Annotated in this window: 16 protein-coding genes; 13 read left to right on the top strand and 3 right to left on the bottom strand. The window is 61.6% G+C overall.

All coding sequences use genetic code 11. The features are described from left to right. Window positions 1-78 precede the first annotated feature (78 nt). From JNK74_03940 to JNK74_03900, 9 genes are all read left to right on the top strand, one after another. Window positions 79-1,467 (top strand): SUMF1/EgtB/PvdO family nonheme iron enzyme, encoded by a 1,389-nt coding sequence (locus JNK74_03940; GenBank protein MBL7645325.1) that lies wholly within the window; start codon window positions 79-81, stop codon window positions 1,465-1,467. Window positions 1,468-1,682: 215 nt separating this feature from the next. Further along, complete coding sequence (gene pilM, locus JNK74_03935) at window positions 1,683-3,959, top strand: type IV pilus assembly protein PilM (GenBank protein MBL7645324.1); 2,277 nt, start codon at window positions 1,683-1,685, stop codon at window positions 3,957-3,959. After that, window positions 3,956-4,966 (top strand): hypothetical protein, encoded by a 1,011-nt coding sequence (locus JNK74_03930; GenBank protein ID MBL7645323.1) that lies wholly within the window; start codon window positions 3,956-3,958, stop codon window positions 4,964-4,966. Before pilM ends, JNK74_03930 begins: the two co-directional genes overlap by 4 nt. 46 nt (window positions 4,967-5,012) lie before the next feature. Beyond that, window positions 5,013-5,498 (top strand): hypothetical protein, encoded by a 486-nt coding sequence (locus tag JNK74_03925; protein MBL7645322.1) that lies wholly within the window; start codon window positions 5,013-5,015, stop codon window positions 5,496-5,498. Between the two features lie 79 nt (window positions 5,499-5,577). Further along, on the top strand, window positions 5,578-8,700 hold the full coding sequence (locus JNK74_03920; GenBank protein ID MBL7645321.1) for a hypothetical protein: 3,123 nt from the start codon (window positions 5,578-5,580) through the stop codon (window positions 8,698-8,700). A 68-nt stretch (window positions 8,701-8,768) separates the two neighbouring features. Further along, window positions 8,769-10,049 carry a 3-deoxy-D-manno-octulosonic acid transferase gene (locus tag JNK74_03915; GenBank protein MBL7645320.1) on the top strand — a complete coding sequence of 427 codons (1,281 nt, stop codon included), beginning with the start codon at window positions 8,769-8,771 and terminating at the stop codon, window positions 10,047-10,049. A gap of 35 nt (window positions 10,050-10,084) precedes the next feature. Beyond that, window positions 10,085-11,071, top strand: a complete 987-nt coding sequence (locus JNK74_03910) for a sugar ABC transporter permease (protein ID MBL7645319.1) — start codon at window positions 10,085-10,087, stop codon at window positions 11,069-11,071. After that, on the top strand, window positions 11,068-11,877 hold the full coding sequence (locus JNK74_03905) for a carbohydrate ABC transporter permease (GenBank protein MBL7645318.1): 810 nt from the start codon (window positions 11,068-11,070) through the stop codon (window positions 11,875-11,877). The genes JNK74_03910 and JNK74_03905 overlap by 4 nt, the downstream gene beginning before the upstream one ends. Window positions 11,878-11,879: 2 nt before the next feature. Further along, entirely contained in the window at window positions 11,880-13,394 is a 1,515-nt protein-coding gene (locus tag JNK74_03900) for an extracellular solute-binding protein (protein MBL7645317.1), read from the top strand. 363 nt (window positions 13,395-13,757) lie between these two features. On the opposite strand, the gene JNK74_03895 is transcribed toward JNK74_03900, so the two are convergent. After that, window positions 13,758-13,979: a hypothetical protein gene (locus JNK74_03895; protein MBL7645316.1), complete on the bottom strand. Its 222-nt coding sequence runs from the start codon at window positions 13,977-13,979 to the stop codon at window positions 13,758-13,760. 199 nt (window positions 13,980-14,178) lie between these two features. Here JNK74_03895 and cysC point away from each other — a divergent pair, with 199 nt between their 5' ends. The 4 genes from cysC (at window position 14,179) to JNK74_03875 (ending at window position 20,472) form a co-directional block, all read left to right on the top strand. After that, complete coding sequence (cysC, locus tag JNK74_03890; protein ID MBL7645315.1) at window positions 14,179-14,787, top strand: adenylyl-sulfate kinase; 609 nt, start codon at window positions 14,179-14,181, stop codon at window positions 14,785-14,787. 200 nt (window positions 14,788-14,987) lie between these two features. Beyond that, window positions 14,988-19,622 carry a PAS domain S-box protein gene (locus JNK74_03885; protein MBL7645314.1) on the top strand — a complete coding sequence of 1,545 codons (4,635 nt, stop codon included), beginning with the start codon at window positions 14,988-14,990 and terminating at the stop codon, window positions 19,620-19,622. An 84-nt stretch (window positions 19,623-19,706) separates the two neighbouring features. Then, window positions 19,707-20,027, top strand: a complete 321-nt coding sequence (locus JNK74_03880; protein MBL7645313.1) for a winged helix-turn-helix transcriptional regulator — start codon at window positions 19,707-19,709, stop codon at window positions 20,025-20,027. A gap of 91 nt (window positions 20,028-20,118) precedes the next feature. Beyond that, the gene (locus JNK74_03875; GenBank protein MBL7645312.1) at window positions 20,119-20,472 is read left to right on the top strand and encodes a putative zinc-binding protein; all 354 of its coding nucleotides are present in this window, start codon (window positions 20,119-20,121) and stop codon (window positions 20,470-20,472) included. Between the two features lie 229 nt (window positions 20,473-20,701). Here the strand turns inward: JNK74_03875 and JNK74_03870 are convergent, their stop codons facing one another. Together JNK74_03870 and JNK74_03865 are read right to left on the bottom strand one after the other, a co-directional pair. Beyond that, window positions 20,702-23,317, bottom strand: a complete 2,616-nt coding sequence (locus tag JNK74_03870; GenBank protein ID MBL7645311.1) for a hypothetical protein — start codon at window positions 23,315-23,317, stop codon at window positions 20,702-20,704. Between the two features lie 180 nt (window positions 23,318-23,497). Then, the coding region (locus tag JNK74_03865) for a hypothetical protein (protein ID MBL7645310.1) at window positions 23,498-24,043 on the bottom strand (546 nt) is incomplete at its 5' end.

Here is a 24,043-nt window from a genome sequence, read left to right as displayed (position 1 = left end):
GGGGCGTGCGGCGCAGGAGCTGCCATCGTGCAGTAGACAGGACACGGTGGAATGCCGGGGCGAGTGTGGTTGAGGACAATGATGGATAGACGTCTTGACTTGTGTGCCGTGCGCGCGAGAGCGGGCTTTCTTGTCCTTCTGGTCGGCCTCGCGACACTGGCCGGCGGCTGCGGCAAGGAGATACCGCAGACGGAGGTGACGATTGACAGCGCGCCGGAGTCGGGCGCGACGGTGCTGGTGGAGGGCGGGGTGACGGCGGTGACCCCGGCGACGCTTCGGGGTTTGCCCGAGGGACAGTTGAATATTTTGCTGAAGATGGAGCGCTACCGCGATACGGAGGACGAGATCCGGGTGGAGGCGGGCGATCCGCAGAAGTTCGTGATCGAGATGGAGCCGCTGGTGGGTTATCTGACGATCGAGTCGGAACCTTCGGGCGCCGAGGTGACGCTGGACGACGCGGTAATCGGCACGACCCCGATCAGAAAGTACGCGGTGGGGATCGGCGAGCACCGGTACCGGCTGACCTATCCGAATTATTATCCCTATGAGTCGGAGGTCCTGGACGTGAAGACGGACCACGAGTACGGGGTGAACACGAAGGTGAACTTGAAGCCCCAGGAGGGGATCCTGCGGCTTTCTTCGAAGCCCACGGCGGCCACGATCTGGCTGAATGGGGCGAAGCAGCCGCTGGTGACGCCGCAGGAATACTCGCTGCCGCCGGGCAATTATATTGTGGATGTGCACACGTCGGGGTATATCATGAAAGGCACGCGGGTAACGCTGAAGCCCAATGAGCCGCAGGACGTGCTGCTGGAGATGGTGCCGGGTGACATTCCGGCGGGGATGGTGCTGGTGCCGGCGGGGCCCTTCCTCCGGGGGGCGTCGGGCCGGGCGCCGGATGAGGCCCCCCAGGCCGAGGTGGATCTGCCATCATTTTATATTGACAAATATGAGGTTACTAACGCAGAATTTAAGGAAGTGTTTCTTGAGCATGAATTCCCGGAGGGTCGGGAGAACTTTCCTGTTTCCGGCGTGACGTGGAACCAGGCGGTGGATTATGCGAAGGCGGTGGGGAAGCGACTTCCGACGGAGCAGGAGTGGGAGAAGGCGGCGCGGGGCACGGCGGGGCTGGAGTTTCCCTGGGGGAACGAGTTTGACCCGACGGTGTGCAACACGAAGGTGTCGGAGGTGGGCGGGCCGGTTGAGCGCGGCAAGTATATTGAGGGTCTTTCGCCCTATGGTTGCGTGGACATGGCCGGCAACGTGTATGAGTGGACGCAGGACTGGTATCAGGCGTACGAAGGGAATACGGACGTGACGAAGGATTACGGTCAAATATTCCGGGTGCTTCGGGGTGGATCGTATCAATCGGATCGTTTTGACGTGCGCTGTGCGAAGCGTCATTTTGACAAAATTTCAACGGTTCGCGCGGACTATGGATTTCGTTGCGCGCTTAGTGTACCGTAGGTAGTGGTTCGGGGTAAATTGTTGTCAACATAACAGGGGTCTTGACAAGTATTTAAGGGTATACTACAATAACGGACAAGGGTTTACGCCGTCATGGGAAATAGGTCTATTAACACTATTTACCCTGTTAGCGTTAACGACCGATTCAGAGCAGTGAATGTCACTTGCGGGAAGGCAGGTGTGGCTGATTCTGGGGGTATGGGAACAGGACCGATATGGCTGGTATAACTGGCGGACGACACAAGCGGTTGGTGCTTGACATTGGTGCAAGCGCAATCCGACTTGCGGAACTTGCGCAGACCAAAGCTGGACACCAACTGGTAAAGTATTACCAGCGCGAGTTTAACTCGGATCCGGCGCTGGACGAGGAAGAGCGCAAGGCCATCAAGCAGAAGGCGCTTGCCGAACTGCTGAAAGAGACGAAGGTCCGCACGCGAAAGACGATTTTCGGCGTGCCGGGCCAGTCTGTGTTCACACGAAGTCGAACGCTTCCTCCGGTACCGGAATATAAAGTCAGCCAGATAGTTCGTTACGAAATTCAGCAGCAGATTCCGTTTTCGCTGGATCAGATTGCGATGGACTATCAGATCCTGGGCCGCACGGAGGCGGGCGGGTACGATGTGATGATGGCGGCGATCAAGGTGGATGTGGTGGACAAGCTGATCGAGATCCTGACGCCATCGCGGCGGGTGATCGATGTGGCGGACGTGAACCCGCTGGCGGCCTACAACTGGCTGAAGCACACGGGTGAATTTGGCAGTTCGGGCGAATGCGTCGCCCTTATCGATATGGGCGCGGCCACGACGGATATCGTCATCGAGCGCGAGGGGCAGTTCCGCTTTACGCGCCCGCTGAATCTGGGGGGCAACGACGTTACCCTGGCGATCGCGTCGGCCTTCAACATGAGTTTTACCGACGCGGAGCGCCTGAAGCGCCAGCGCGGTTTTGCGCCGACGGGCGATCCGAATACGGACGGTCAGGGCGGCGAAGTCATAGGTAATGTTCTCCAGCGCATGGTCTCCGAGATCATGCGTTCTTTTGCGTACTTCCGGTCGCTGCCGGGCGGTGGCCAGGTCAATCGCGTGGTGCTTTGCGGCGGGGGTGCCTGTCTGCGCAACATCATTCCCTTCATGCAGCGCCAGCTTGGCCTTGAGGTGCGTATTGCCCAGCCGCTGGCGGGCCTGGCGGTGGCTCCGGGTGGCCAGCAGGTCAGCGAAGCGCCGGAGCAGTCCTGCGTGGCGCTGGGGATGGCGCTGCGCTGCCAGCAGACGGTGGCGCTGGAGATCAATCTGATCCCGCCGCGCGTTCTGGAAGCGGCGCGCCGCCGGGAGGCCGCCCTGTACTGGGGGCTTTCGATGGCGACCCTGGCCCTGACGATGGCGTGCATCATCCCCCAGAAGGCCAAAGAAAATACGAAGGTGCTGGAAGAAATCGGAAAAATGAAGACGATGATCCAGCGCTACGACCCGGAGCTGGTGCTGAGTATCACCGGCGCGACGGTGCCCCAGTCGGCGAAACTGAAAGATTTCAAGGCGGTTCAGACCCAGGTGTCGGGGCTGGAAACGCAGGTAAAGGCCCTCGAAGACGAGCGGAACTTCCGCAATTTCTGGCTTGAGGAGATGTCGCTGGTCAACGATTCCCGCCCTGAAAAATTCAAGGTGTGGTTCAGCGCCATCGAGACGACCACCATCACGGACGCGGCTACGGCGACAGCGGCGGGGCCGATGCGCGGCGGCGGCGGCATGGAACGGCCGGGTGGTGGCTTTGGCCGTCTTTCCGGCGGCATCAATCCGCTGGCGGGCGCGGGTACGCCGGGCGCGGAGAACGAGCCGACCCTGGCCCAGCCCAAGGTATTCAGTTCCGGATTTCCGGGCGTGAGCCTTCAGAACCCCACGGGATTGGCCGCGGGCGGCGGCGGTTTTGCGAGTGCGGACGAGGAAGAAGATGATGATCGTGCCGGTCGCCGTGGAGGTCGAAGCGGAATGGGCGGGGGGGCAGGGGCCAGTCTCCAGGAATTTACGCGGCCCAACGGTCTCCGTGTTCTTGGCTTTGCGGAGTCCAGCGAAGCGATACAGGAATTCGTGGAGAACCTGAAGGCGGCGGAGCGCACCCAAGCGAACAAAGATACGCTGAAGGTGAAGGCGGTTCACTTCAGCGAAGCCAGCGTGCTCAAGCTGCCGCAGGAAATACTCTATCAAGCGTGGACGACGGCGAATCAGGCGAGTCGGCCTTCGGGCGCGGTTGGTCCCGTCACGGGCCCTGCTGTCTACTCGTTCGAGGTAAACATCGAGTTTGAAGGCCTCTATTACAAGGCTACCCCCCAAGTGTCAGTTACGGCTTCCAACGCTGGTCTGGGGCGCACGGGTGCCGCCGGGACGAATTTTGCCAGGCCGAGTGCTCCTGCCACCGGGGGCGAAGGACTCGACGCGGCTCCATCGGGGCAGCCAAGGCTGACTAGGAGCGAGCGACGCCGTCAGAGGGAAGAAGAATGAACCGAGATCGAATTTTATATGTCCTCGTTCTGGTGTCGATGGTAGCAGTGTGTTTTTGTGTTTACCAGTTCTATTTCAAGGCAAAACTAACAAAATATGCTCAAGACAAGGCGCTGCTCGAATCGTTGAGCGCGGCCTACAAGGGCTTGAACAGCACGTTTAAGGACGAGGATCCCGATACGGTTATCGCACAGCATAGCGCGGTTGTCGAGTCTTGGAAGGACGCGATTTCCGTGCGTCTTCCGTACTTCAATGACTCCGATTGGCGAGAATATGAGAAGCCCCCGGAAGATGTGTTTATACTCCAATTCTGGTATGGTGAGCAGACGGCGAGGATGACAAAGGAGTTGTGGGAGAAGGCACAAAAGAAATACGGCGTGCAGGTATATCAGCGCATCCCTATGGAGATCCAGACGATGCTTGGGGTGCACTACGCGGAAGAGTGGCAGGGCTACGACATCACCCCCAAGTTGGTTACAGACCAATTGGAGCGCCTGAAGTACGGTATTTCAATCTTCGAGATGCTTATGGACAACAACGCTCAATATATCTCGCGTGTCGCGCTCTATGACCCAAAGCCTGCGGGATTTATAGGAAATACTGTGGAGTATACGCGTGCCGGTCTTGCATTCTCTATGGAGATGGAAGACCTTGTAAAGTTCTTGGAGAAACTCCGTACCTCCGACAAATTCTTCAGCGTGGAGGGGTTAAGAGTGACTCATCCTCGGATTCTGATGAAATATGAGCCTATGATGGAAGTGGAATTATTCCTTCTTCGCGCCCATCCAATAACGGACGCGACCGGTACGGTCGGTGGAGGAGGGGCCGTGTCTATGGTGCCTCCAGTCACGCCGGGGGCGAATAACGTTGCGGGCCTTTTGGCTCCGACTGCCCGTAGGAATTCCATGGCCATAGGAGACGACGAAGCGCCTACGCCGCAACCAGAACCGTCGGGAGTCGCCAAGTTCTGGAAATGGTTCAAGCGGACCGTTCTGTTCACCAACTAATTTGCTAGATAGCGCGGTGCGCAGGAAGCGGGACTGGAAGGGACTTATGGATAAACTGCTGAAAGCAACTAAAGGAATTTGGCGCTTCAAAGAGCGTGTGGTTCTGGTGGCGCTTCTGGCCTATTTGGGGTTCCGCGTGTATGAGTTGTTTGGCTCAGAGGATTTCGATGACGCCGTCACGGTACTCAGCGGGAAGCCGGATCCGCCCGCGCCGCCGCCCAACCGGCCCCCGCTGGACGCGCCCGGTCAATATGCCGGGCTCTACCGGAGCAATGCCTTTACCTATTTCTCCGATGCGCCGACCGAGGGAGGTACGGGCCTGACGGGAAAAGAAGCCGGCATCGAATTGCTGGATCTGAAGGAAGTTCAGGGCAAGTGGCGCGCCCAGTTGAAAACGGGCGTAGCCAAGAAGTGGTACGACGAGGGTGAAGAGTTCGAAGAGTTTAAAGTAGAGTCAATCAACCCCGATGAGAAGTCGGTGGTTGTGTATGCGGAACGTTTTGCGAAAACGGTTACCCTCAGGTTACCCTAAGAGCTGGCGTAGGCGCGGATTGCGGCTATGGTGCACATTTCGGGATAGTGCTGAGAACAAGCGGAAGGAAGACAAGGTAATGAAAAACGGCTACAAGCGCGCCAAAGTCTGGGGTTGGTTGGTGGCTCCCATGGCGCTCATCCTCCCCGTGATGGCGCACGGCGACCAGCGCGGCCACGCAGCAACAGAAGAGGGATCGCAACCAGAGATCGTGCTTGCCCAGGCCGCGGCGCTAACGCCTGCGGAAGAGGCATTCCGACGTGGCGTGGAGCATTACAAGGGCGAGCGCTACCGCGATGCCCAGACCGAGTTCAACCGCGCACTCGCGTTGAGCCCGGACTACGCGGAGGCGAAGGAGTACCTGAAGCAATGCACCAGCAAGATCTCGATGGAGGCTGCGGGTCAGAATCCGGGTGCGACGCCCGTCTTCGAGACGTTTGACCCCGAGACCATAACCAACGGCGAAGCGCCCGGCCTTTCCCCCGAGGAGATCAAGCGTCTCCGCGTGGAAGAGCACCTGAAGTATGCCAAGCTCTACCTCGAGCAGCATCTCTACGGCCAGGCGGTCGAGATCTACAGCCACGTGCTGCAGTTGGATCCCGACAACAAGGAAGCCAAGGAGGGCCTGCATACGGCATCGCTGGGCCAGAGCGGCGAGTCCATGATGGACGACGAGCGTAAGGTGGAGACAGACAAGGATCGTATCCGCCAGTATGTAGAGAAGTCGAAGCAGCTTCCGGAGGGCGCGGATCCCAAGGGTATCAAGCAATACGTCTTCCGTGTCCCCGAAATCGAAGAAGATTTCGAGGAAGAAAAAGAAGTGACCCAGATCGAGCGCACCCTTGCGTCTCCGGTCAATATCGAATTTGAAGACATTCACATCAAAGATGTCATGGAATTCATTCAGGACAGCTTTGAGCTCAACGTTGTGATCGACAAGCGCGCGGTTGAACCGGAGCGCGAAGAGGTCGCCGCTACGGCTCTGGCGCCCGGCCAGCCTGGTTTTGGCGCACCCGGCGCCTTCCAGCCCGCTCCCGGAGCATTCAATGCTCCGCCTCGCGCCGGTGGTAGTGGTGCATCCCGCCGTGATCGTGACGAGGATGAGCCTACAGGCTTCGGCGGGAGTTTCGGTGGTGGGCAGTTCGGTACCACAGGACAATTCGTCGGACAGGATGGTCAGCCCCTCAGTAATCTTGACGAATACTATGGCCCGAAGAGCGATGGTATGATTCCGTACATCAACCTGAAGGACACGCCTCTGGGCGAGGCCCTGAAGGCGCTCCTTCGCCCGCTCGGCCTGTCCTATTCGATTGAACCTGGTTTCCTCTTCGTCAGCAAGCCGGAAATCATTCAGCGCGAATCGTTCGAAGATCTGGATACGCGCTACTACGAGCTGCGTAACGCCGGCGCGGAAACCCTCTTCAAGCTGGTGCTTCGCAATCAGTTCTCTGTATCCCCCCTGGGTAACAGTTCGGGCGGCGGCGGCTTCGGCGGTCAGGGGGGTGGTTTCGGCGGCCAGGGTGGCGGCTTCGGTGGTGGTGGTCAGGGTGGTTTCGGCGGCGGTGGCTTCGGTGGTTCCGGCGGCGGCTTTGGCGGTTCCGGCGGCGGCTTTGGCGGTGGCGGCTTCGGCGGTTCCGGCGGTGGCTTCGGCGGTGGCGGCTTCGGCGGCTCCGGCGGCGGCTTTGGCGGCGGCGGCTTCGGCGGCTCCGGCGGCGGATTTGGCGGCGGCGGCGGCTTCGGCGGCCAGGGCGGCGGTTTCGGTGGTCAGGGTGGTGGCTTTGGTGGTGGTGGACAGGGTGGTGGCTTCGGCGGTGGTGGCGGCCAGGGCGGTGGCGGCGACGTGACCGCGACGAGCAACATTTCCGATCTGTTTTCCACCTTCCCGGATGAAGCGGTCGGCGAAACGCCGGCAACCAACTTCATAGTTGGTCTAGACGGTGCCGGTACGGGCACGGGAGGACAAGCCAGCGGTGGAACTGCCGGGCTCGGCGGAGGGCGGAATGGTGCCGCCCGCGCTGGACAGACCGACGACCAGGGTGCGGGCCTCGGTGGAACGGGTGCCAGCTCGATCGGCGGCGACGCCCCGATCCTGACGCTCCTCCAGCGCCTTATCCCCGACGTGTACGCGCCCTCGTCTGAAGAGCGTCTGTCGGACATGATCTACAATCCCGCGAACAACATGCTGATCGTGCGCAATACACCGACCAATCTGGAAGCCTTTGAAGAGCAGCTTGCCCAGTTGGACGTGACGCCCAAGCAGGTGAGCATCGAGGCCAAGTTCCTCACGATCCGCGTTTCCGATTTGGACAAGGTTGGTTTCAAGTGGGACATCAACACCGAAAGCAACAGTGGCGCGCGTCTGCCCACGGGTCTGGAAGAAGAGACCTATGAGTATGACATCAACGGCGACAACGTGCTGGAGGAGATCGGCTTCGACGAGCGGCCCGACGGCTCCAACGCCTTCAGCAATACCCTCCGCGAGACGGTGGTGGGCGCGGCGGTGAACCCCGGTCCGGCGTCGACGACCTTCAATCTGGTGTCCTCGATTCTGGACAACGGCAGTGGCGACGAATTGTCGGTGACCTTCGACTACTTGAACAGCCTTGAGGAGTCGGAACTGTTGAGCGCGCCGCGCGTGACCACGATGAACCGCAAGCCCGCGGCCATCGTGGACTACACGACGGAGTACTTCCTGGTGTTCGTGGACACCCAGGTTATTCCGGGTTCGAATGGCGACAACGGCGTCACCCAGCCCATCGTGGCGACCCGCCCCCTTGCGCTTCCGTTCAATTTCGGTATTGCGCTCTCGGTCACGCCGCAGATTCGCGACAACGACCAGGTGCGCCTGTGGCTGAACCCCGAAGTGCGCACCCGAATCGGCGAGAAGACCTTCACGACGACCACGGTGAGCGGCGACATCGAGCTCGACCAGACCCTGACCTACCCGACGACCTCGTGGCAGGCGGTGTGGACGAACGTGATCGTGCACGACGGCGATACGCTGGTGCTCGGCGGCCTGGTGCAGGACAAGTCCATCAAGGGCGAGCAGAAACTGCCCTACGTGGCTGACCTGCCCATCCTGGGTTACTTCTTCCGCGGAAAGTCGAAGGAAGTCTCCCAGTCCAGTCTGCTGATCTTTGTGACGCCGGATATCATCGATTCGACGGGCGCGCGCTTCTTCGACGTTGCATCGGCTGAATAAAAGCACCTGACCCTGCAAAGGACCCTCGCGGGCGGCCAATTTCGATTGGACCGCCCGCGTTTTCTCTTATGCGAATGCTCCTTTACAATCTCGCCCTTTTGATCGCCGCCCCCCCCGCGCGCTGGTGGCTGCGGCGGCACCACCGCTACCACGAGCTGGTGGCGCGCTTCGCGCCACCGTTGCCCGAGTTCAAGGTGCGGCCCATCTGGATTCAGGCGTGCAGCGTGGGCGAAGTGAACACGGTGCTTCCGCTCCTGGAAGGCCTCCGGGCGGCTTTTCCCGGCGTTCCCATCGTGCTGACCTCATCCACCGTTTCCGGATACGCCCGCGCACAGAAAGAGACCGGCGTCGAAAACGTTGCGTGGTTTCCCTTTGACACCCGCCGCGCGACTCGCTCCTTCGTGCGGCGCCTGGAACCCAGGATCCTGATTCTCGCGGAAACGGAGCTGTGGCCTAATATAATAGGGGCCTGCCGACGTGGCGGGGTTCCCGTCGTTCTCGTAAACGGCCGCCTGAGCGACCGCCACGCCCGCCGCTATCGCCGGTTGGGTGGGTGGTATCGTCCCCTCGTTCGTGGCCTCAGTGCGGCGGGAATGCAGTCGGAGCGCTATGCGGCGCGCCTGGAGTCGCTGGGTCTTCCTCGGGAGCGGCAGCGCATCACGGGAAACCTGAAGTTTGACGCGGCCCGCGATCACGTGGGGGGACGTGACCGGCAGCGTATTCGGATAGAGAACGGCTTTCGCCAGCAGGGACCAGTCTTGTTCTTCGCCAGTACCCGCCCGGGCGACGAGGCCCTGGCTTCGGCGTGCTGGGCGACGCTGCGCGAGGAGTTCCCCGAGCTGCGCCTGGTGGTTGCGCCGCGTCATGTGGAACGGGCGGAAGAGATCCAGGGGCTGTTCAGCGAAGCGGTCCTGCGGCGTTCGGGGGTGCTTGCGGGCCGTCCCCCGCGCGGGGAACGCGTATTTCTTCTCGACACCCTGGGCGAGATGCCAAGCTTCCTTTCACTGGCCACGGTGGCGGTGGTCGGGGGCAGCTTTTTTCCGGGAGTCAACGGCCACAATCCGCTGGAGCCGGCGGCGCTCGGCATCCCCACGGTGTTCGGGCCTTACATGAGCAACTTCGAGGATCCGGCGGCGGTGCTGCTGGAGCGGGGTGGTGCACAGGCGGTGGCCTGTCCGGAGGATCTGTATCTCTCACTCAGCAAGCTGCTTGGGGACACGGCCGAGCAGCGGCAGATGGGCACGCGCGCGCGTAAGACCGTGCTTGACCATCAAGGTGCGACCCAGGCAAACATCGCGCTGATAGCGGACGTGTTGTCGGGCGCGTTTCCACCGGGCGAGTCCCGGTGAGCCCGGCGCCGAACTCGCCCGGGCGACCTCGGGCCGTGTTTCGGCCGGACGACTGGCTGGCCAGGCTGGATGACCGCATGTCCCGGGGCGGGAGTCCACGGCGAGACGGGTGGCGCGCGGCGGCCCCGTTAATCGGGCCGGCCGGGCTCATCATCGGCATGTTTGGCTTCGCTCCGGTCGCGGCGTGCCTTTATCTCAGTTTGTTCGACGGGCGCTACGTCCGGGGCGAATTCAGCGGCCTGGCGAACTACCGCGAAGCACTCCTGTCTCCCGATTTCTGGAACAGCGTCCGGGTGACGCTTTACTACCTGGCCGGCACGATTCCCCCGACGATTCTGCTGGGCTATGTCATCGCCCGACTTCTGCTCGATGTTACCCGTGGCCGGGCGCTCTTCAAGACACTCTACTTTTTACCCTACATAACCTCGGCTTATGCGGCGGCGCTGGTGTGGGGGGCCATGCTGAATCCACAGACGGGTCTGGCGAATCGCGTGCTGGCGTGGCTTGGCGTTCCGGCGCAACAATGGTTGCTGGAACCCCGCGGGATACTTCACCTCGTGAGCGGGGGCGTGATTTCGGAAGAAACGGGCCCGAGCCTCGCCTTATGCTGTGTCATGGCCTTCGACATCTGGCACGGCCTTGGATTCACGGTTGTTGTTCTACTGGCGGGCCTGTCATCGATCCCGCGCGAACTGGAGGAGGCCGCGCGGCTGGATGGCGCGGGCGCCTGGCGTGTGAGTCGCCACGTGACCCTGCCGCTGCTGAGCCCCACGCTCTACTTTCTGGTGGTCGTGGGCACAATCAAAGGGTTCCAGGCCTTCAACTCGTTCTACGCGCTGACCCAGAGCGGGGGAAACACGCTGGGGACGACGGAGAACATGGTGCTCTATCTCTTCGCCAATTTCTACGAGTTCGGGCGCTGGGGCTATGGCGCCGCCATCGCGGCGCTGCTGCTCGTCGCGATCATCGGTATCACCATGATCCAGTCGCGCGCGGCCCGGCGATGGGTGTACTACGAATGAAGCGCCTCGCCGGACCAATCCTGCTGGGCCTCGGCGGCATGGTAATGGCCTATCCCTTTCTGTGGATGAGCGCCACCGCCTTCAAGACGCTGCCCGAGTCGCTCGATCCCGCCGGGCCACTCTTTCCCGCCACGTGGCAGTGGGGTAATCTGGCGCTCACCTTTCAGGCGGCGCCCTTCGGGCGCTATTTCCTGAACTCGCTGCTGGTCAGCTTCGCCGCCGGCGCGGCGGTGGCCTGCACCTCGCTCTTCGCGGGCTACGCCTTTGCCCGCCTGGAGTTTCGGGGGCGGAACGCCCTTTTCGGGCTGCTGCTGGCCACCATGATGGTGCCTTTTGAACTGACGTTCATCCCGAATTTTGTCCTGGTGACGCGCCTCGGATGGTACAACACCTACGCGGCCCTGATCGTGCCCTGGTGCGCCAGCCCCTTCGGTATCTTCCTCGTGCGCCAGGCGTTTCTCTCCGTGCCCCAGGACATCTTCGACGCCGCCCAGATGGACGGCTGCGGTCACCTCCGATTCATACGCCACGCGGGCGCCGCGCTGGTGCGTCCGGCCCTGGCGACCATCTTCCTCTTCGCCTTCCTCGGCAGCTACAATGCCCTCCTGTGGCCTATTGTGGTCACCAGCGAAACATCGATGCGGGTGGTCCAGGCGGGGTTGGCGGCTTTCGTGCTCGATTCCGGCGTACGTTTGAACCTCCTGATGTGCGCATCGCTGGTGGTCATTGCGCCGGGCGCGTTGCTGTATCTGTTTACCCAGCGTTTCTTTGATGATCAAGCCCTGCGCAGCGGGCTGAAAGGGTGAGGATGAGTATTCCAATATCCATGGCGAAAAAGAAGGGCGCCTGGCGCGGCCGACGCCGTTGTGTCTTGGCGGATTCTCCGCGTGAAGGTCGAGTCACCAACCGCTCGGTTGCGTCCGCCACGGCGAGCCTCGTGGACGACACGACGGGCACACGAATCGGCGTTGCCGAATCGCGTGGCACGACCTGGGGCCTTCCACGACATTGCGCTACCACGGAACGTCGTACGGCGCGAAATCTTCTTGCCATGCTCGTCATCGCACTTGTATCCATCGGCTGTGGCGGGTCGGGTGTCTCCGCACCGTCGGGCTTCGCGCCGGTGGACGACGCCCACGCGGTTTTCTGGGATCGTCAGACGACGGAGACGGCGACGTTGATGGCGGATATCGCGGCGCGCTACAACGGCGCCAATCCACCCCTGCCCGTGAAGATCGAGACGACCGGAAACTATGGCGAGATCTATCAGAAAACCATGGCGAGCATTCAGGCGAAGCGCCTGCCGGCCATGGCGGTGTCCTATGAAAGCATGACGGCGCAATACGCGGCCTCGGGCGCCGTGGCTTCCCTGGATTCCCACGTGGCCGACGGTGAACGGGGACTCGCCCCCGAGGAAATGGGAGATTACTTCGAGACCGTGCTTGCGAGCTGCCGCTTCGAGGAGCACGGCGGAGCGCTGCTGTCCTTCCCGCTGGCGAAGAGCGTGCTCATGCTCTATGCGAACCATCGGGTATTGCGCGAAGCCGGGATAGAAAAACCACCGTCGACCTGGGGGGACTTTCTGACGCAGTGCCGCACGATCAAGGAGAAGACGGGGAAGCCAGGAATCGCGCTTTCGGTGGACTGCTCCACCATCAGCGCCCTGATCCTGAGCATGGGCGGCGAGGTGTTGAAAGACGGCGCGCTTCAATATGATCAGCCCGCGTCCATCCAGGTTTTCGAGCTGCTCGAAACGCTTACGAAAGAGGGGCTGGCCTATCAGATTGCCGCGCGCACCTTTGACGACGAAGCGGCCTTTGCGGCAAACAAGATCGCTTTTACGCTGCGCACCAGCGCGGGCAGCGCCAACATGGCGATGGCCATGGGCGGGAAGAACGACGACTGGTCGGTCAACCCAATTCCCCAGGCGGATCCGGCGAAACCAGCCACGATCGTCTTCGGGCCGAATGTGACCCTCTTTGCCGTGGGCGACGCGCAGGAGAAGGCGGCCTGGGGCTTTGTGAAGTACTTTACTTCGCGCGAAGTCATGACGGAGTGGACGCTGGCGACGGGTTATGTGCCTTTTCGAAAGTCTCTCGCGGAGGACCCGAAAATCAAAGCGTACTTTGATGCCTGGCCCTCCAACCGGAGTGCCTACGATTGCCTTTCCTTTGCGCGGACCGAGCCCAATGTGGCCGGCTGGCAACAGATCCGCAAGCTGGTAGAGCAGGCGGAAACGTCGGTGCTCAGCGGGCTGAAGACCGGGCGCGAGGCGGCGCTGGCGTTGCAGGCGGAGGCCCAGGCGGAACTGGAGCGCTCGTGAAGTACGGGTGGGTTTTCCGCGCGGAACCCACAGATTCACCACGAAGGCCACGAAGACACAGAGAAAGAACGGGGGAAGGAAGCCTTCTGCAACCATGATCCCCCCTGCAATCCAGGCGGTACGCGCTGATCTGGCGTCCCAATTAGCTTTGCGCCTTCGCGCCTTTGCGTGCAAAATCATCAGTGGCAAAAAAAATTGACCACGGAAGGGCACGGAATTTCACGGAAGATTCTCCCTGAAATGCGGGGATTGACTTGGCCGTTGCGGCAGGGCCTTGCTCCGGCGTGCCTGCAACAAAAAACGGGAAACGGAAGTCGACTGACTATCCATTTCCCGGGTCTTGTTCGGTTATGTCACCGACGGCTACAGGTGTCCGTCGTGCTCTTCCGCGAAATCCTCGAGGGCTTCCTGGATCATCTTCTTATGATCGGTCTCGTAAAGCTCCTGATCCGCCTTCCGCCGGAACTGCTTTCGCTGTTCGTGGTCGAAGGGAAAAGCGGTGCTGCTGCGTCGGCTGGCCTGTCGGCGGTCCGGCTGCCAGTTCCCAAATTCATCTTTGTAGTACCCAGATCGGTGTTCCGTCATGCTTGGCACAGCTTTCTCTCGTCAGATAATTCCAATACCCAGTTCTCCCACACAGTATAGGTGTCTCGAGCCGCAAGGGTCAAGACACGCGGGCGGGGTCGCGTCCCGCGCGCGGAGCCTGCTACACTAACGATCTTACCTTATTTTCCCGAAACTTGAACATCGCCCGCCGTGCGCGGGCGTTGGAGTCTATTGATTCATGGCGGAGACGTCGAAATCCACCAATATCACCTGGCATGAAAGCGGCGTCTCCCCGGCGGAGCGCGAGCAACTGAAGGGGCATCAGGCCGCGCTGCTCTGGTTTACCGGGCTCTCGGGCTCGGGCAAATCGACCCTGGCCAACGCGGTTGCCCGCGCCCTGCACGATCGGGGTGTCCACACCTATGTGCTCGATGGGGACAACGTGCGCCATGGATTGAACAAGGATCTGACCTTTTCGGCCGAAGACCGCGTGGAGAATATTCGGCGCATCAGCGAGGTGGCGCGGCTGTTTGTGGACGCCGGTCTGGTGGTCATGACAGCCTTTATCTCACCGTACCGGGAGGATCGGGCCCGGGCGCGTCAGATCGTGGGGGAGCGTTTCATCGAAGTTCACGTGGATGCGGATGTGGCCACCTGCGAAGCCCGGGACCCCAAGGGGCTCTACAAGAAGGCGAGGGCGGGGGAGATTGGGGACTTTACCGGCATCTCCGCGCCCTATGAGGCGCCGGAGCAGGCGGAATTGCGGATTGACACCTCGTCGGTGCCCCTGGCGGAGTGCGTGGAGATGGTCCTGCGCCACCTGCGTGATCGGGGCATTATTCAGTAGCAGCCCGTGCGGAATTTTCCGCGCGCGAGGTGGGCGGATTGCGGGAATCGACGCGTTAACATCTATTTTCCATACAGGTATGGACATCCGGGAGATGTTAGGGTAACCTATAGTACGGAGGCGGGGCTTTCGGGTGGGGGCCTATCCGGGCTTTCCGCATGCCCCGCCTGCCTGGAAGTTCCGATGGATGTGGAACCGCGATGGTCGATGCTCATTCCTCACCATTCAAAGGGTATGTTTTTTCAGCGATCATCGTGGCTGTCGCCGTCGGGATCCGGTATTTTCTCGATCCGGTACTTGGCGACGGGCTGCTGTTTGCCCCGGTCCTTCTTGCGGTACTCGCAACGGCCTACTACTTCGGGCTGCGGCCCGCGCTGGCCGCCGTTATCGTGGGCACCCTGGCCACCTCCTTCGTGTTGCTCGAACCGCGGGGCAGTCTCCTGGTTTCGGAACCCTCCCACCTGATCGGTCTCCTGATCTATATTGGTATCGGCATTGGCGTGGCCTGTATGGCCGGTTCCATGCACGACGCCGAGACGGCCCTGCGCGAAGCGAATCGCATGCTTGAAGCCAACGTGGTGGCGCGGACGGTCGAGCTGGACCAGCGCAACCAGCAGTTGGAACGATCAGAAGACCGCCTGCGCTTTGCGCTGACCTACGGCCGGATTGGCGGATGGGAGCTGAACCTGTCCGACCTGAGCGCGTATCGCACCGCGGAACACGACCGGATCTTCGGCTACGATCCCCCCCTTACCGAATGGAACTATGAACTGTTCCTCGAACACGTGCTGCCCGAGGATCGTGCGGAAGTGGACCGGCGCTTTCAGGCGGCGCTGGCGGCGGGCACGGCCTGGGATTTTGAATGCCGCATCCGGCGGGCAGACGGGGAGACGCGGTGGATCTGGGCCTCTGGTCAACAGGAACTGGATGACGAAAAGCGGCCCATCCGGATGACCGGGATTGTGCAGGACATTTCGGAGCGAAAGCGGGGTGAAGTGGCCCTGCAGGAGCGGGAGCGGCTGTTGCGCTTCGTGACGGGTTCCGTGCGGGTTGGGCTGGTGACCGTGGGGGCAGAGTATCGATTTCTCTTCGCCAATGAGGCGTACGCCCAGATTTATGGGCTGGACCCCACCAATATGGTGGGCCGACTGGTATCGGAAGTATTGCCGTCGGAGTGGTCTCGAATTCAACCGTGGATGGATCGAAGCCTGTCGGGGGAACGGGCAGAGTACGAATTCATGCTCCCGTCGAAAACCGGCCAGCGCCCCCGGTATTACTCGGCGATCTACGAGTCACGCCAGGATCGAGCGGGCGAACCGAGTGTGCATGTGGCGGTCGTCGATATTACCGAGCGAAAGCAGGCCGAACTGGCGCTTGCGGAGCGGGAGCGGCTGTTGGCGGTGGTAACCGGTTCGGCGCGGGTTGGTCTGGTTATTGTGGGTCCGGGTTACCGCTACCTCTTTGCCAATGAGGCCTATGGGGAGATCTTCGGGCTGGCAACGAAGGATATCGTGGGGTGCCGGGTGCCGGACATACTCCCCAGCGCCTGGTCCCAGATCCAGCCCCGGCTCGATCGCGCCCTCGCGGGTGAACGAGTGACCTACGAGCTCGCGCTGCCCGGTCTCGATGGCCGCATGCTTGGCCACTACGCGGTGAACTACGAGCCGAGGATCAGCGACACGAGCGAACGCTCCGTGGTGGTGGTGGTGGTCAATATCACGGAACGCAAGCAGGCCGAACTCGCTCTGGCGGAGCGGGAGCGCATGCTTCAATTCGTTACGAGCTCGGCGGGGGTGGGGTTGGTGGTCCTGGATTCGGATTACCGCTATCTTTTTGCGAACGAGGCCTATGGTCGCATCTACGGTATCGCCGTATCGGAAATTGTGGGGCGCCGTGTCCCCGAAGTGATTCCCTATGCCTGGCCCCAGATCAAGCCCCATCTGGACCGGTCACTCGGCGGAACCCCGGGCGGCTTTGATTTGAGTCTTCCGCCGCTACCCGGCACGGATCAGCCGCGGACGCTGGCGGTGGCCTATGAACCCCGGGCACGGGATGATGGCTCGCTCACTTCGGTGGTGGTGATAACCGACGTCTCCGAGCGGAAGCAGGCCTCCGAGGCGGCGGCGCGCCTGAGCGAGCGGGTGACGCTGGCCGCGCGGGCGGCGGGACTCGGTATCTGGGACTGGGATCTAATCGGGAATCAGATTTCCTGGGACGATCAGATGTTCAGTCTGTACGGCCGGAAGCGGGGAGACTTTGGGGGGGCCTACGAGGCCTGGCTTGCGGGCGTTCACCCCGATGACAGGGAGCGCTGCAATGAGGAAAGCCAGCGGGCCCGCGACGGTCTAGCGGACTATGAAAGTGAGTTTCGGGCCATCTGGCCGGACGGAACGCTGCACTATCTGAAAGCCATCGGCGAGGTCTTTCGCGATGAGACGGGCCGTCCCGTTCGGATGCTCGGGATCAACTTTGACGTGACGGAGGCCCATCTTGCGCAGGAGGCCGTGCTGGAAAGTCAGGCGAAGCTGGAAGCGGCGATGGCGAGTATGACGGATGCCGTCTCCATATCCGACTCGGGCGGCCAGGTAGTTCATTTCAATGACGCCTTCGTCACCTTCCATCGCTTCGGCGCCCGTTCGGAATGCGCGAAACACATTTCCAATTACCAGGATATAGTCGAGGTCTTTCTGGAGAATGGAGAAACGCTGCCGCTTGATATGTGGGCGGTGCCCCGCGCGCTCCGGGGGGAGACGGCAACCAATGCCGAGTATTGTATGCGCCGGAAAGATACCGGCGAGACCTGGTATGGGAGTTACAGTTTCAGCCCCATCCTGGACAACGGGGGAGCGATTGTGGGCGCGGTGGTGGTGGGACGGGATATTACCGAGCGGAAGCCTGCGGCGCAGGAGGCGTTGGAGCGTGAGGAGCGCTTCCGGCAACTGGCGGAGAACATCCGGGAAGTATTCTGGCTGAACGATATCCGAAACGGACAGATTCTCTACGTGAGTCCCGCTTACGAGAGCATCTGGGGCCGCACCTGCGACGCGCTGTATGAATCCCCCTGGGATTGGATTGACGCCGTGCACGAGGCCGAGCGGTCCCGTGTTCTTGACGCGTTTCACGGGCAGATGGCGGGCGAGGACTATGACATTGAGTACCGCATCGTTCGGCCGGATGGCACCCTCCGCTGGATTCATGATCGCGGATTCCCCGTATTTAATGAGGCTGGGGAGATTTACCGTGTTGCGGGTGTGGCGGAGGATATTACGGAGCGCCGTCTTGCCGAGTATGCGTCCCAGCAGCAGCAAGTGCGCCTGGAGGGTATCGTTAATTCGGCGATGGACGGAATCATCACGGTGGACGAAGACCAATGCGTGATATTAATGAACGCCGCGGCGGAGCGGATGTTCGAGTGCCGTTCGGAAGAGGTTCTGGGTACGCGCGTAGAGCGGTTCATACCCGAGCGTTCCCGGGCGGCCCACAGCGGCCATGTCCGGGAGTTTGGCAAGACGGGCGTGGCGGCGAGGGCGATGGGCCGGTTTGGCCCGATCAGCGGGCTGCGAGCCAGCGGCGAGGAATTTCCCATCGAGGCTTCGATTTCGCAGATCTCGGTGGACGGGCACAAGCTGTATACGGTGACCTGTCGCGATGTGACCGAGCGGGTGCGGGCGGAGACGGACCGCAAGGCCCTTGAGTCGCAGTTGCAGCAGTCCCAGAAGATGGAAGCCTTCGGGCAGCTCGCCGGGGGCGTGGCGCATGACTTCAACAATCTGCTGACGGTCATCAACGGCTACAGCGAGTGGATGATTGGGAATCTGCCGGCCGATAGCGATGTGCGCGGCTATGCGACGGAAATTCACAAGGCGGGCGAGCGCGCTTCCGCGCTGACGCGTCAACTTCTCACGTTCAGCCGCCAGCAGGTGATCGAACCCAGGGTGCTGAACCTGAACTCGCTTGTGGAGGGCGTGGAAAAAATGCTGCGCCGACTCATCGGCGAGGATGTGCGGCTGTCGACCGCGCTTCATCCGTCCGGGGGGCTGGTGAAGGTGGATCCAGGACAGATCGAGCAAGTGCTGTTAAACCTTGCCGTGAATTCCCGGGACGCCATGCCCCAGGGCGGGCGGCTTACGATTGAAACGGGGCTTGTCGAACTCGACGCGGCCTACGCGAATACCCATGCGGAAGTTACCGCCGGTCGGTTTAACCTGCTGGCCGTGAGCGACACCGGGGCCGGCATGAGCCGCGAAGTTCGCGAGCGGATCTTCGAACCCTTTTTTACCACCAAGGGGCCGGGCCGGGGAACGGGGCTGGGACTGGCCGTGGTGCATGGGATTGTGAAACAGAACGGTGGCCACGTGCAGGTCTATAGCGAGCCGGGCAAGGGCACGACCTTCAAGATTTATCTTCCGCTGGTGGCGCCGGCGTCGGCGGAGCGGGAGGTGGGCGATTCGTCGCCCGCACAGGGGGGCGGTGAAACCATCCTGCTGGTGGAAGATGAGGACAGTCTGCGGGAAATGGCCGTGATGGCGCTTACGAGCCTCGGCTATACCGTGCTTGCGGCTTCCAGCGGGCGCGACGCGATCGAACGCATGGCGGCGGAAGACGGCCGGGTCGACTTACTGCTCACCGACGTGGTCATGCCGGAGATGAGCGGGCGCAGCCTGGCGGAGACCCTGGGCGCGCACTATCCGGACTTAAAGGTACTGTTCAGCAGCGGCTACACCGACGACGCGGTCATGCGCCATGGCGTGTTGCAGAGCGAGGTGGCCTTTTTGCAGAAGCCCTATACCCTGGAGGCGCTTGCGCGCAAGGTGCGCGAGGTGCTCCGGGGTTAGCGGATTGGGGGGTGAAGGCGTCGTTATGAGGTGTTGACAGGGGTCCAGTATTTGGCTAAAATACCAAATAAAGGAGCGTGTGCGATGGACGCAAAGATCAGGGCGAAATATGAAGCGCGGGCCCGTGTGGTCAAGGCGCTGGCACACCCGACGCGCCTGTTTATCGTAGACGAGATTGCGAAGGGGGAGCGGTGTGTTTGCGAGCTGACGGCGATGATTGGGGCGGACATTTCGACGGTATCCAAGCACTTGAGTGTGCTGAAGCAGGCCGGATTGGTGGCGGATGACAAGCGGGGCCTCATGGTGTATTACCGGTTGAAAACACCCTGTCTCTCGGGGCTTTTTGAGTGTGTGGAGGGTGTGTTGCGGTCCGGCGCGAAGGCGCGGATTGCGGGCGTGCGGTAGTTTTTTTTTTATTGCATTATTTGGCTGTTTGGCCAATAAGCGAGCGGGCCGGAAGCCCGCAATGTGTTTCTAACCCTGGAGGATTCGGGTCATGAGCACCACAAGTTCCAACCTCTTGCTTTTCGCCTGTTCGGGCGCCTCGGATGTGGGCGGTCTTACGGATCAGGCGGCCCGGCAACTGACGCGCGAGAAGGCGGCATCGATGTATTGCACGGCGGCGGTGGCGGCGGGGGTTCACACGGCCCTGGAGCGGAGTGCGGGTGCGCGCAAACTGGTGGCCATTGACGGCTGCAATCAGTGCTGTGCGCGGAAGATTCTGGAGCAGGCGGGCTTCGCCAACTGCGCCCATGTGGAGCTTGGGGCGCTGGGCCTGGTGAAAGGGGAGTCGCCGATCAATGAAGAGAATGTGGAGCGGGTCGCGCGCGCGGTGCGGAGGGAGCTTTGAATTGAGAATTATGAATTGTGAATTATGAATTACGAATAGAGACTTCAGGGACTTAAAGGACTTAAAGGACTTAAAGGACCTAAAGGACCTAAAGGACCTAAAGGACCCATGAGACCCATGAGACCCATGAGACCCATGAGACCCATGAGACCCATAAGACCCATAAGACCCATAAGACCCATAAGACCCATCGCGGGCGACCCATTACCGGGTCGCCCGCGATATTCTCTTACTTTTTCATGAGCCACGCTTCGGAGCAGATCGTACCCCAGCCACCGGAGTTGCGCCATTGCTCGATGCTCACGCGGTCGCCCCGGGCGACGTCGGGGGCGCGCTCGAAGCGGATGGTGACCTTTCCGTCTTTCGTGGCCTCGGCGGGGATGTCGAAGGTGAAGAAGTCGCTCATCTTCTGGGGGATCTCGATGTTGTCGGCGATCTTGATGTCGTCGGCGTAGATGCTTTGGGATTTCTGGTTCATGCGCATGGCGTAGCGCTCCTGGTACCAGGGGCGCACGAGGGTGAAGCGGATTTTGTAGGCCGCGCCGGGCTCGAGATCGCGGTACTCCAGCGTCACGCCCTGGTCTTCGTCTTGCGTGAAGTGCATGGAGCGCTGGCTGGGGCGGTTGGCTTCGTCGAGCATGCCATAGACGTAGGGCTGGCCGTGGTCGTAGGGGTAGCCAAAGGTGGCGTTGGGCGCGGGGTTGAAGGTGCCGAGGTTGTCGTAGTGCCCGCCGGGGCCGGGATCTTCGTAGGCGGTAATCATGCGCAGTATTTCATTTCGCGCATCGCCCGAGGCGGCCTGGGCGCGCTCCAGTTGGCGTTTCAGCCAGCCGAGTCCGATGAAGTCGTGATCGAGGGTGTAGAGGCCGTCGATGCGGACGCCGTAGAGGTCGTTGCTCTCGGTGGCCCATTGCGTGGCCTCCTCGTGGAGGACGCGCATTTCCTTCGTCTCGCCGAGGCTCGTGAACCAGGCGAGGGACTCGGCGATGGCGGCGTCGGTATTTCCCGAAGCAAGGGCGTCAGCGAGGCGGATTTCGATGCGCGACTGGAGGGCCACCTGCTGCCGCGCGTTCAGTTGCGTGTACAGGTCGAGCGCGCCCTTCTGCATGTACTCGCGCCAGAGCCAGTTGTTCTCCATCCAGACTTTGGGCATTTTCTCGCCCGCGGCCTTCACGAGGCGGTAGTACTCGCCGACGGATTCCTTTACGGGCAACGGTTCGCCGGGGATTTCCTGCATGTTGCGTTCGAGGAGGAAGAGGGCGGCGGCCATGTCCGGCGCGGCTTCGGGGCCGAACCAGTTGCGGCAGTATTCATCCACCACTTCCTCCACCGTCATGCGCGGATTCGAAAGCAGGCGCATCCACATCCACTGGTTGAAGTGGTCGTGATTGCCGCTGGAGTGGGTAATGTCGCCCACGCCGTAGGGCATGAGGTCGTTGAAGACGCGGTGATAGTAGCGGGGCCAGGCGTAGAAGGTGAGGCGGTTGTAGACCATGGTGAGGAACTGATCGGGCCGGCGCTCGTAGATGTCGTGGCTCCAGTGGGGCGGCAGGTCGCCGTTCTTGTCGGCCCGGGGATACATCTGGGCGTAGGCGTGCTGGGCGTATTTCCAGTGGGTCAGCTCGTTGTAATAGAGCAGCACCTGCTCCTCGGGAAGGCGCCGGAGGATTTCCTTGGGGTAGAGGCCGTAGGGGCCGTAGCCGGGATAGCGGAAGAGGTCCATGCGGTGGGTCTGCCGGTGGCCCGGCTGCCAGGAGGTGGCATCGGAGCCGGGGCCATAGCCCCAGGCGTAGAGCCAGGTGCGGGGCTCCTCGTTCAGGTAATCGAAGATCGCGTTGTCATCGTCATTTTGAAACTTCTGGTTGGTGAAATAGATCTTTGTGTCGGGGTGGTGCTTGTGGATGGCGTTGGCCATTTCTTCGACCGTCTTGATGAAGGCGAGGCCATAGGGCTTGCAGCGGTCGCACTCGCAGCCGCCACCATCGCCGCCCTGGAACTTGATGTAGTCATAGGCGGGCTGGCTCGCGAATTCCTGCTCGCACTTTTCGATCATCCAGGCGCGGGCTTCCGGGATGGAGAGGCACACATAGCCCGTGCGACCGATGGACTCGGAGCCTTCCCACTCGGGGTGATCGGGATGGGCGCCCGTGTTCGCGCCGAAACCGCCGAGGGTCATGCAGCCGATGGACTTGATGAAGTCGAAGTGGGGGCCGGGGGCGGTGTCGAAGACATTGGCGCCCGCCAGGGCAAGATCGGTGATGTAGCGCTGGGTTTCCGCGTCGGTCCAGGGCCGCACTTTTGCCACGCTTTTCGCGATATGGCTCTGGCCATACTGGGTGCCGCGCACTTCGAAGGCGGGGGCGTTGCGCTCGTTGAGATCATCGGGAAAGGTCACGCCGCCTTCGGCGAAGGTCGTCTGGCGGAGCAACTCGCCCACGGCGTAAAGACAGCCTCGATCATCGAAGCCCGCCGCCAGTATGGCGGGCGCGCCCTGAGCCTCAACGGTCATCAGGAGGTAGCCCTCGGGGCCGGGGGCCAACTCGGAGAGGGGCGCGAGGCGCTGGGAATCGAAGAGGGCTTTAATGGTGGCGTGGCCCTGGGGAACTCCGAGAAAGATGCGCGGCGCACCCGTCGGGCGGGCGGTTTCGGGTACCACGATGGCCTTGATTCCGGTGTTCTCGCTCAAGCGTTCGGCGAGGATACGGGCAATGTTTCGCTCCACTGTTGTGGCGCCGTCGCCGGTGACGATATCGACGGCCGTGGTGGAGAGCGCCAGGGCCGGCAACGGGAGAAATGTGGCGGCGGCCAGCATGAGGCGGCACAGGAGGAGGTGAGGGATCTGCATGGGATAGGGCGCTCCATCGTGGGGGATAATTGCTTGCCTGAAGGGCCATTGTAGCGCCGTGGAGCGATTGAATAAAAGCCCTTAATCCCCGGAAAGCTCCGAACCTGAAAACGTGGCGGGCGGGCCGAACTTGTGATCGGCCCGCCCGGCTTGAATTTTTTCTACGCTATGGATCGCGCCTTAGCGTCGAAGATAGGCCTGGGAGGACAGCACCAGCAGGGCCACGCCCAGCAGGAACAGATCGCCCAGCCCGGGAAGGGTTACCTTGCTCGCCGGGCATCCCGTGGGTGGGACCTCGGCACCGAGTTCCGCGCGGCTCAGCAGGTTATCCTGATTGCTGTCGAGATCATCAAACTGATCGCGTGTTAATCCGGGCAGTTGATCTTGGGCCTCACTGTAGCTCAGGCGGCCATCGCCGTTGTTGTCTGCCTCGTCGAATTCCGCCAGCAGGATTTCGTCGGGATTCGGGACCTCGCCTTCACCTTCGCCTTCGCCTTCGCCTTCACCTTCGCCTTCGCCTTCGCCTTCACCTTCGCCTTCACCCTCGCCTTCACCTTCGCCTTCGCCTTCACCTTCGCCTTCACCTTCGCCTTCACCCTCGCCTTCACCTTCACCTTCACCTTCACCTTCACCTTCGCCTTCGCCTTCACCTTCGCCGCCTGGTCCAACGATGATATATTCACGGCGAACTTCCGCGGAGCTACCCGAGGCCGTGGTGATACTGAG

This window comes from Candidatus Hydrogenedentota bacterium (genome assembly GCA_016791475.1).
Classification (GTDB): domain Bacteria; phylum Hydrogenedentota; class Hydrogenedentia; order Hydrogenedentales; family JAEUWI01; genus JAEUWI01.
The sequence above is the reverse complement of the archived record's forward strand: the minus strand, read 5'-3'. Positions and strand labels throughout refer to the sequence as shown.

Bases quoted from the DNA above. Each gene is read 5' to 3' on its own strand.
- JNK74_03940 (MBL7645325.1), top strand. From the start codon at position 79: ATGATGGATAGACGTCTTGACTTGTGTGCCGTGCGCGCGAGAGCGGGC.
- pilM (MBL7645324.1), top strand. From the start codon at position 1,683: ATGGCTGGTATAACTGGCGGACGACACAAGCGGTTGGTGCTTGACATT.
- JNK74_03930 (MBL7645323.1), top strand. From the start codon at position 3,956: ATGAACCGAGATCGAATTTTATATGTCCTCGTTCTGGTGTCGATGGTA.
- JNK74_03925 (MBL7645322.1), top strand. From the start codon at position 5,013: ATGGATAAACTGCTGAAAGCAACTAAAGGAATTTGGCGCTTCAAAGAG.
- JNK74_03920 (MBL7645321.1), top strand. From the start codon at position 5,578: ATGAAAAACGGCTACAAGCGCGCCAAAGTCTGGGGTTGGTTGGTGGCT.
- JNK74_03915 (MBL7645320.1), top strand. From the start codon at position 8,769: ATGCGAATGCTCCTTTACAATCTCGCCCTTTTGATCGCCGCCCCCCCC.
- JNK74_03905 (MBL7645318.1), top strand. From the start codon at position 11,068: ATGAAGCGCCTCGCCGGACCAATCCTGCTGGGCCTCGGCGGCATGGTA.
- JNK74_03900 (MBL7645317.1), top strand. From the start codon at position 11,880: ATGAGTATTCCAATATCCATGGCGAAAAAGAAGGGCGCCTGGCGCGGC.
- JNK74_03895 (MBL7645316.1), bottom strand. From the start codon at position 13,979: ATGACGGAACACCGATCTGGGTACTACAAAGATGAATTTGGGAACTGG.
- cysC (MBL7645315.1), top strand. From the start codon at position 14,179: ATGGCGGAGACGTCGAAATCCACCAATATCACCTGGCATGAAAGCGGC.
- JNK74_03885 (MBL7645314.1), top strand. From the start codon at position 14,988: ATGGTCGATGCTCATTCCTCACCATTCAAAGGGTATGTTTTTTCAGCG.
- JNK74_03880 (MBL7645313.1), top strand. From the start codon at position 19,707: ATGGACGCAAAGATCAGGGCGAAATATGAAGCGCGGGCCCGTGTGGTC.
- JNK74_03875 (MBL7645312.1), top strand. From the start codon at position 20,119: ATGAGCACCACAAGTTCCAACCTCTTGCTTTTCGCCTGTTCGGGCGCC.
- JNK74_03870 (MBL7645311.1), bottom strand. From the start codon at position 23,317: ATGCAGATCCCTCACCTCCTCCTGTGCCGCCTCATGCTGGCCGCCGCC.